The sequence below is a fragment of the Campylobacter concisus genome (assembly GCF_003049705.1).
Classification (GTDB): domain Bacteria; phylum Campylobacterota; class Campylobacteria; order Campylobacterales; family Campylobacteraceae; genus Campylobacter_A; species Campylobacter_A concisus_AR.
Genome location: NZ_PIRF01000003.1, coordinates 266566 through 275885, shown reverse-complemented (window position 1 = coordinate 275885; position 9320 = coordinate 266566). Strand labels below are relative to the sequence as shown.

At 30.9% G+C, this 9320-nt stretch carries 6 protein-coding genes; all 6 read right to left on the bottom strand.

Features of this window, described 5'->3' with window-relative positions; genetic code table 11:
- Nucleotides 1-227: 227 nt before the first annotated feature.
- Nucleotides 228-3086 (bottom strand): type VI secretion system Vgr family protein, encoded by a 2859-nt coding sequence (locus CVT05_RS04950; protein ID WP_199906735.1) that lies wholly within the window; start codon nt 3084-3086, stop codon nt 228-230.
- A complete protein-coding gene (locus CVT05_RS04945; RefSeq protein ID WP_234400549.1) occupies nt 3086-3631 on the bottom strand; it encodes a hypothetical protein in 546 nt (181 codons plus the stop codon). Before CVT05_RS04945 ends, CVT05_RS04950 begins: the two co-directional genes overlap by 1 nt.
- Nucleotides 3628-4098 (bottom strand): hypothetical protein, encoded by a 471-nt coding sequence (locus CVT05_RS04940; protein WP_234400548.1) that lies wholly within the window; start codon nt 4096-4098, stop codon nt 3628-3630. Before CVT05_RS04940 ends, CVT05_RS04945 begins: the two co-directional genes overlap by 4 nt.
- A gap of 182 nt (nt 4099-4280) precedes the next feature.
- Complete coding sequence (locus CVT05_RS04935) at nt 4281-4802, bottom strand: Hcp family type VI secretion system effector (RefSeq protein ID WP_054195925.1); 522 nt, start codon at nt 4800-4802, stop codon at nt 4281-4283.
- 65 nt (nt 4803-4867) lie between these two features.
- Nucleotides 4868-5788, bottom strand: coding sequence for a hypothetical protein (locus tag CVT05_RS04930; RefSeq protein WP_107698013.1), 921 nt, complete (start codon nt 5786-5788; stop codon nt 4868-4870).
- 9 nt (nt 5789-5797) lie between these two features.
- Nucleotides 5798-9286 (bottom strand): type VI secretion system membrane subunit TssM, encoded by a 3489-nt coding sequence (gene tssM / locus CVT05_RS04925; protein ID WP_107698012.1) that lies wholly within the window; start codon nt 9284-9286, stop codon nt 5798-5800.
- Nucleotides 9287-9320 lie beyond the last annotated feature (34 nt).

Below are 9320 nucleotides of genomic sequence, written 5' to 3'. Positions count from 1 at the left end.
CATGTTCTCCTTATTGTTTATATTATTTGAAATTTTGAATGAATTATATAAATTTTAGAAGAGCTTGTCTATTGTACCATGTGAAATATTTGTGTGACTATCTTTTATCGTAGCTCTAAAATTTAGCCTTTGCTTTTAAAATTCTTAGCATTAGTTTTAGTAGAGATTGATTTTATTTAAAAATTTAAAGACCTACTAAAATAGAAAGTAAGTCTTTAAATATGATCTTATAAAGCCTTTATATCTCCACCAATAACTCTTAACCCTCTACTATCAAATATCGCCTTTACGCCAGCTACTTCTATCACGACACTTGATCCCTCTATCGTTACTTTTGTGCTACCTACTTGATGGATTATCTTATCTTTGGCATTTACCTCATAAGTCGTCTCTATATTGCTAAATTTTGAATCAGCAATCTCTGTGTGCTGGGCAGCTGTTTTTGTTGTGAAATTTGACTTAGCATTTACATCAATGTAACTATTTGCCTGAAGCACAATATGCTCGTTACTAAATTCATTTATGCCTTTTTGTGAATTTAGCTTATAGCCACCATCTATATTTTGCTCTTTTGTGCCTTTTACCTCTCTCATCTCATCATTATGTATGGTCGTATTAAGATTTGATTTTACTTCTACAAATTTATCATGTCCTACAAATTCATGACTATCTTGACCTACTCTTGTATTGTTATCAACAGCTACGTTTAGCGTATTTGAGACGCCCACTACTGTATCTTTTGAAAGCCCGACTGTTGTTAGATATTCAGCTCCCACATTTACATTTTTTGCTAGATCTATCGTCTGAATGTGAGCTTTTTTTACTCGTTCGGTGTAACTTCCATGCACTTGTGAGCTTTTGTCATTTAGTATTGTTTGAGAAAAGTCGTTATTTACAAGCTCGTCATAGTCCTTTTCTGCTTTTACATAAATTTGCTCTTTATTTTTTAAATTTGATAAAGTGATCTCGTTTATACCGGTCTCATTTGCACCAATTGTTTTTGAGCTAAGAGATGTTTGGTGATAGTTACTATCCACATTTACAAGTGGCGTATTTGAAGCATTATATAGGCTACCACTTACTACTGGGTTGTCTATATCATTTTGTAAAAACGAGATGATAACCTCATCGCCGATCCTTGGTATGGCAAAAAAGCCTGAGCTATTGCTAGCAATAGGCGTTATCACTCTTAGATAAGCACTCTTGTGATAGCTTGCGTTGATGGCATCGTCTTTATCGATTATCTCTTGCGTACTAAAAGCATTTAACCTCACCTTTACTCTACCATAGCTATCAGTATGGATCGTATTATTTTGGCTGTTTAGTCCATCTTGACCAACTACAAGACCTAGCGTGATATCTGGTGCTTTTGGCTTTTGCTTGTAGCTTGGGACAAATTTCACACTACTTGGAATGATGCTTATCTCGTTTGTGTATGAGCTTATAAATTTTTTATCTTTAAATGGGACATTATCGCCCAAATTTAAGGTATTTTCTAAAACGCTCTCATCAATATAAGTATGCTTTAAAGCTATTATTTTAAACTCATATTCACCTTTGCTAGCATCAATAGCTACCGAGATATTGTCATTTAAATTTAGCGCAAATACATTTGAGCTAGCGGTAAATTCTTTTAAAAGCATATCGCTTCTTAGTTTCTTAAGGTAGGTGCTAACTTCAAGCAAGCTAGTATCACTAAATGAATACTCATCTAAATTTATATGCTTGTCATAGATATTTACCTGCTCGTCAAATATCTTTTCATTTTTACTCTCTAACACATTTGGATAAGCTGTATTTTGAAAAGAGTGCGTAAAGCTATTTGCTTTTAGCGTCTCGCTCTTTGTTATTTTATTTATATGCTCGGTTGCTAGATTATTATTCAAATTTACATTAAAGCTTACTTTTCTAGCTTCCTTGCCACTGCTTGTATCACTTGAAGTAAAATTTTCATTTTGATTGCTATAAGCTAGTATAAATGTATCATGAAAATAAATTTTTTCATTGTCTTCATAAAAATATATACCGCTATCATGGCAAAGTCTTGTTATAAAGGCTAGGTCGCTCTCATTGTACTGGGCTATAAATTCTCTTTTGTTGTAGTTATTTTTGATATTTGAGAAGTCCAGCTCTTTGGTTAGCCTTTGCTTATTAAAAGCTAAAATATCTTTTACTATTTCTAAAATGCTCTGGTCTGTATAAATTCTATTTGCTCTATTTATGCTTAGCCTATATAGTGGTGAAGTTAGTTTGAATTTAAAGAAGTATTTTTTATCTATATTTGTACTAGTCTCATCATCTACGCCAAGATACTCTACATCGCTTACTATTCCACTAAAGTGCATATCGTTTGAGCTACCATCTGGAACGATATTTTTATTTGTTGAAGACGGTCTTTTTATGCTTAGCTTTATACTTTTATCAAGATATTTATATATGCTTGAGTAACTTTTATCGTTATTGTAGATGGTGTCTAAATTTTCATAAAGCGGGTTTTTCACCAAATTTATATAAGCAAAGCACTCTATGCTAAATATACTTTCTAAATTTTCATAAATATCTGCACGTGTAACGATAAATTTATCGTTTGACTCGTTTGCTATCTGAAGAGTCGAGAAAGTATCGTTAGATACGCCGTAGTCCACAAAGCCGTCTGTTGCCACTGAATTGCTAGATGCTAGCATGACAGGCTTAGTCAGTGATGATGTTGGTGATGTTAAATTTTTGTCCATTTGTTGCTCTTTCAATCTTTTTTCGTTTTCTTCTTCTTGCAATCTTTTTTCAAATTCTCTAATATCAGCATCAGTAATTTTGTATACCGATTTTGTTTCCTCTAATATTCCTTTATCTTTAATTTCCTTGTAAATTCTAAATTTTCTTTCTTCATCAGTATCAACCCCAGTTTTGGCTACTTCTGTTACTGTATCAAAAATCTTCCCTACTATTGGAGGTTTAGGATAAAAACTATTAAAATCATCCATGGCTTTTTTAGCCTTTTTTGCCGTAGTTTCATCGCCTATTTCTATCGGCTCAGAAATTTTATCTTTTATATCTAGTTTCTTCTTGCTTATATTAAATAAATCCATTATTTATTCTCTTTTTTTAACAATTTCAATAAGTCTTTTTCATCATTTATAAGCGTTAGTACTTTCTGTAAAAGAATATAGCCTCTTGGGTCTTGTCCATGTTCTAAGAGTTTTTTAATTAGCTTAAATTTCTCTTCTTTAAATTCTTTATATTTTTGAGTTTTAATAAATTCAAACAACTGAGGACTTGGAGACTGTCCTTCTAGCTTAACACCATTTTCTTCGAAAAAAAGCAAAAAGTCTAATCCTATTGAACCAGCCAACCATACATTAGGTACTGCACCTTTTTCTAAAATCTCGTCAATACTTTTAGGCTTATTTGCGCTATATGCAAATTCTAATAAACTGGCCTTCATTGTGAAATTCGGTAAATTTATACTAGCATTAGCATTACATCCAAGATCATCTATATAGTATTTTATATACTTAGTAGTTTCAGCATCACTTAAATTTTTATTAAAAATGAGCCCAAACATATCCGTACAATTTGTTTCGTGTGAATATAAAGATGTTATGAGAAATATGATTATTGCCAATTGCTTCATTGCGCTAATTCCTTTTGAGTTCTATTCTTTAATAAATTATCTAAATCTTTTTCATCATTTATAATTTTCAAAATAACCTTTAAAACCTCATAGTCTTTTGGGTTTTGTCCGTGCAATAAAAGCTTTTTAATTAGTCTAAATTTATCGTCTTTAAATTCTTTATATTTTTGAGTTTTTATAAATTTAAGTAGCTCAGGGCTAGCTTTTTTATTGTCTATACCGACACCATTTTCCCTAAAGAAAAATGCAAAGCTCATGCCTATGGACGTTGCTAAACTAGCATTAGCTGATGTTCCTTTTAACAAAAGAGTATCAAAAGTTTTTGTTTTCAATAAATTCGATCTAATCGTTAAATTATTTAATTTTACGCTAGCATTAGCATCGCATCCGAGATCATCTATGTAGTATTTTATATACTTAGCCGTTTCAATGTCACTTAAATTTTTATTAAAAATGAGCCCAAACATATCCGTACAATTTGCTTCGTGTGAATATAAAGATGTTATGAGAAATATGATTATAACTAGGTGTTTCATATCGCATTTCACATATCATATTAATTTAAAAGATAAAGATAAAAAGGGCTCATCTGTGTCCTTCTAGCTAGAAGATGATTTTATTAACCCTAGGGGTAAACCCTAGGTTGGTTTTAAGCTTTTTTAGTAGCTTCTCTCCAGTCGTCGCTTCCGCTTGTGCCTGCAGCTACGTGTTCCCAAACTATCTTTCTATAATTCATTGAAACTTTGAAAAGCTCTGTTTTGTCGCTGTTTAGCTTATCTTGAGCATTTGGACTTACTAGAGTAATATCTGTTATAGTTGCATCTTCTAGTTTTGTAGTAAAGAAATGCTCCGCACCACCACTAGTTGATGTTCTATACCAATAGATCTCAACCTCTGGAAGCCTTTCACCTTGTGTTAAAGCATTGTAAAGAAGTGGAACAGCTTTATTTAGTGATGTAGTAAAACTAAATGGCTTATGGACTCTTTGGCCTGATGGTTGGCCACTTTGTGGATCAGTTGGAACTGTTACTATATGAGAAACCTCTTGAGCCATGATCTCATCTTCGTGACCTGACTGATAGCGATTACCTATACTAGCTTCTGTTGAAGCACCACTTGAAATAAGTCCTTGTGTAGAACCTTTCACTTTAATATACACTGGTTGTGACATATTTACTCCTATTAAAAAGTTTGGATTATTCTATCTTTTATTTACTTTCTGTTTTATTAAAAACATTACTTTTTTAACATATAGCTTTGAAGAGCTTTATGCAATAGATAATTAAACGCTTCCTTATCTTCCTTAGTGCTTTTTAGTACGGCTCCTGAAAGATATTTAAAAAATGAGTTATTCTCGACTATATCATACATTTGGCTATATAGCTCTTTGCATATAAGCTTAACCAAAACAGTATTTATTAGTTCTGTTGAGTCACTAAGAGGAAGAGTTTTCATGATTGTTTCCATATCTTTTGTGTTTAAAGTCCTAGTCTGCTCACTTATAGGACTCATATTTGGCTGTAACTTTATACTCTCAACTATCTTTGCTAAAAGCTCATCCATGCTTTTAGCAGTCAGCATATTTTGCTTATTTGCATTTTCTTCTTCGTCAAAATTTTGAGCCATTTCATTTAAATTTAAAACTGCATCGTGTGCATTTTCATTTAAAGTGATATCTTTTTTATCATTTATCAATGAGTTTATCTTTGGCTCTTCTTTAAAATCAACATTTGAAATTTTACCAACTGGTTCAAAACGTTTATCATCGAGTTTGTCAAAATTTTTTGTATTTTCTATTATCTTATGAGCTTTCCCTATATATTCATCAATTCTAGAAGGGTCTATAAATATAAATTTTAACTCCCCTATCCTAAAGACATCGCCCAAATTTATGACACTCTCATAGTCATCTGGAAGCTTTGAATATGAATCACTATAAAAAATTTCACAATCTTTATAGCCACAAATTGTGAAAACCCCCTCTTCAAATCCAACATGAGCGTGTTTGGGTGCGATTGAATCGCTCATATCATTACAAGAAAATTTTGTAGTGTCTAATGAGCCTATATCACCGCCATTTTCATCAAAAATGATAAATTGAGCTGAAAAGCTTGACGCTTTATCGTAATTTTGTATAACTGCTGCTATTTGTTGCATATTTTATCCTTAATAAAGCATCTTCTTTGGTAAATTTATCGTTGGTATGATATCCATAAGCTCTAAAAGCTCTCCTCCATTTGGTGTTACTTCAAAGCCAAAATACGAATCTCTTCTACCATCAAAATTAAGCGTACTAACGCCAACGCTACTAAAATTTGAAGCCTTTAATATCTTATACCAGCCCCATTCTCCATCAAAACTTAGCTCTTTTCTCTCACTTCCAGTGCTTGAAACTGCATTGAATTTAAACTGTGTTGATATATCAAAATTTTTACTTGAAACTATCAAATTTGAGGCAATTGTATGATCATAAGTCAAAGAGTTATTAGAATAGCTAATATTTATATGGCTAAAATTTGCCGATAAATCGACAGCTTTTAAATTATAATTTAATTTTAGCTCATCATTTGAATCAAGCATTAAATTTGAAATTCTGTCTATATAGGCGATATTTTTAAGGAAATCCCTACTAAACCTTAGCTCTTTTGCATATTTTGGTCTTATTTTATAACCATCAGCGGTTTTACTTAAGATTTGTTTTAGATATCTATCATAAAAGCTATTCCAAGTTCCGTTTTTGCCAAAGAATCTTTTAAATTCTTCTGTGCTAACAGCCTTTGGAGATTGTTCATTAAATGGATAAAATGGCTTGATAAGACTTTCAAAATCATCAAAAACATCATCTCTATATGCTGTTGATAAAAGCACCGAAGCACCATTTTCTACTTGTTTCCATGCAAGTGTCGATAACTTTTGATAATATTCATTTAACTCATCTGGAAGCTTCTTGGCATCATTATTTAAGACAACAAATGGATCGTTTTCGTTTTTTATGCCATTTATTGCATAAACTATTTTATCATCGTTGCTTTGAAGCATTTCAAAGTTATAGTCACTAACTTTTTTATAAACGCTTGTTACATCGTTGCTTATAATATCCAGCAAGTCATTAGAATTTAACGTATGATAATTAGTAAATTTAGCACTAAAATCACTGAAAACACGCTTTATCTCACTTGAAGCAAATCCTAGAGAGTAGATATATTTTAGTAAATTCTCATCATTTAAATTTGTATTTTGATTAGTTAATTTTATTAAAGAATTTAAAGGATTTTCTCTCTTTGACAAGATATCAAGCTCTTCTATGACCTCTTTTTTTGTGCTAAATTCATTTGGCTCTATTTCTCTTAAAATTTGGCTCCACTTATCAGCATAATTTTGCAAATAAAGCTCTATTACAGCAATACTTAACTCTTTCTTATCATTTGAGCTAATATCTTTTAAAGAAGAATTTGTCTCCATTAGCCAAGACTCTATTCCAGCTGTTTGATCTATGTTTGAGCTAAGCTTTGATAAGAAATCTCTTAAATTTTCTTTTGTATAAATTTTATTAAATGGCCTAAATGCTTCTTTTTCTTGGACTACTGCATATAAATTTTCAACATCTTTTTTAATATCATAAAAAGATTTATCGTCCTTAAACGAAATGAACTCAAGTATGTAGTAGAGCCTTTGTGCTCTTTGAACAGGTGATAGTCTCGTATTTGCTATACTTTGAGCAACTGTATCTGCAGTTATGTTTAAATTTTCTGCTTTTAAAATAGCCTCAATATGGGCTAAGAATTCATCTTTTGCAACGCCATATTTTTCAAATTTATCCCAGTTCGTGCTAATCCAAATTTTAAATAAATCCACATTTGTGTAATCTTTATCAAAGAGCGAATCATACATATAAAATGCTTTTATTAGCTTATCTGGATCAATTTCATTTTTTAGTATATTTTCCATTTCAGTTAAAACTGTATTTTTAAAAAAATCAGCATTTAAATCATAGTAAAGCGCTTTAACTGGAGTAAAGCCTTTATACGAAGTATCTAGTGTTATATACTCAAATTTAGTATCGCCGCTAAAGATTCTTGGATAGTCATTTAGACTTTGTTTTAGTAAATTTAGAAGCTCAATCTTTTGTGTCGGAGAGAGATCCTTGTATTTTTTGCCATCAAGGTATGAAGAAATTTTATTTGCATTATTTATAGCATTTTGCTCTTTTATATTTTTGGTATCTAGAATAAAACTAGAACCCAAATATACTCCAGCGCAAAGTATGGCTGCTAAAACAAAATTTGCAAATTTTGTAAATCTATTTTGAGCACCAAATTTATTTAAGTTAGCTTTAAAAGCTATCTCTTTTAAAAATGATTTTACAAAATAGCTTTGTTTACTATAGTTATTTACCGCTCTTAAAAGTGGTTTTTTGATGTTATATCTATCGCAAATAGTGTTTGTAAGGTAGTTTATAGGTATATTTTCTTGATAAGCACTGACGAAATAAATTCCATTTATGGTTGAGCTATTTTTAAGTGCATTTTGAGAGCTTAGCTTTGTTACAAAATCTTTCACTAAAGCAAAAAAATTATCAAGTTGTTTTAAAAATAGATATGAACGTTTTTTATCTTCCAATAAATGCGAAATCGAGTTCTTACTCATGAGATGTTTAAATAGTGACTCGATTAGGTTTTTTAGTTCAGTTTCTAGTGATTGTTTTGAGAAATTTGGATCTAAGTTTATTCCTAGAGCCTTATTTGCCACATCTTCATTGAAAAGTCTAAAATAATCCCCCATGCCATCTATTAAGTCAAGTTTGCTAAAAACAATATAAATAGGGAATTTAATATTTAGATGTTTCTCACAGTCATTAACCCTTTTTATCATATATCTAATTAATTCATCAAAATATTCTTGCGTGCCTTCAAGGAATTTTTTAGTATCTATGATTAAAACCGCACCACTTAATCTAGCGTTAAAATCATTTCGTTTTAAAAAGTGTAAAAATTCACTCCAGATACTTTTTTTAAGCAAGTAATCCCTATTTTTATCCACATCATCTTCAGGAAGCTCTTCAGTAGCTGTTGGCTGGTACAAGCTCTCTTGTGCAAAATGTATACCCTCAGTATCTAAAAGTGCACCAAATTTTGATATGTAAAGATTAAAGTTTGTTGTACTTTTGTGTATTTTTTTATAAGTATCTAAACTATCAGATAGTGGAAATTCAATATTTGAGTAGTTTATAAACGCGCTCTTTCCAGCACCTTCGTTACCCATTATCATTATTAAAGGTAATTTTTTAAAATTTATATCTTTTTTCCATGTTGTTTTGGCATCTTTCAAAGAAAGCATAAAATTTCTTTTTGCCTTACCAAAACTATCCATAGACTCTTTTTTGATCTCTTTTAGCTTGTTATTTTTTTCATCTTTTTGAGATGCTAAATAGTGCATTAATGGTTTGATTAAAACAAAAAATAAAATAACTGCCCAAAATGCAATTAATATAGTGACTCTTGAACTTATACTAGCAAAGCTATATACATCGTTAAAAGCTATAAGTGGAGCGTAAAGCCAAAATAAGATGCTTAATGCAATAGAAACTACCAAAATGGTACTGTGTTTAAATCTAAAAAAGACAAAAAATCTTCTTAGGTAATCGATAAATGCCATTGATGCACATCCTTTTACAAATAAATATATTTCT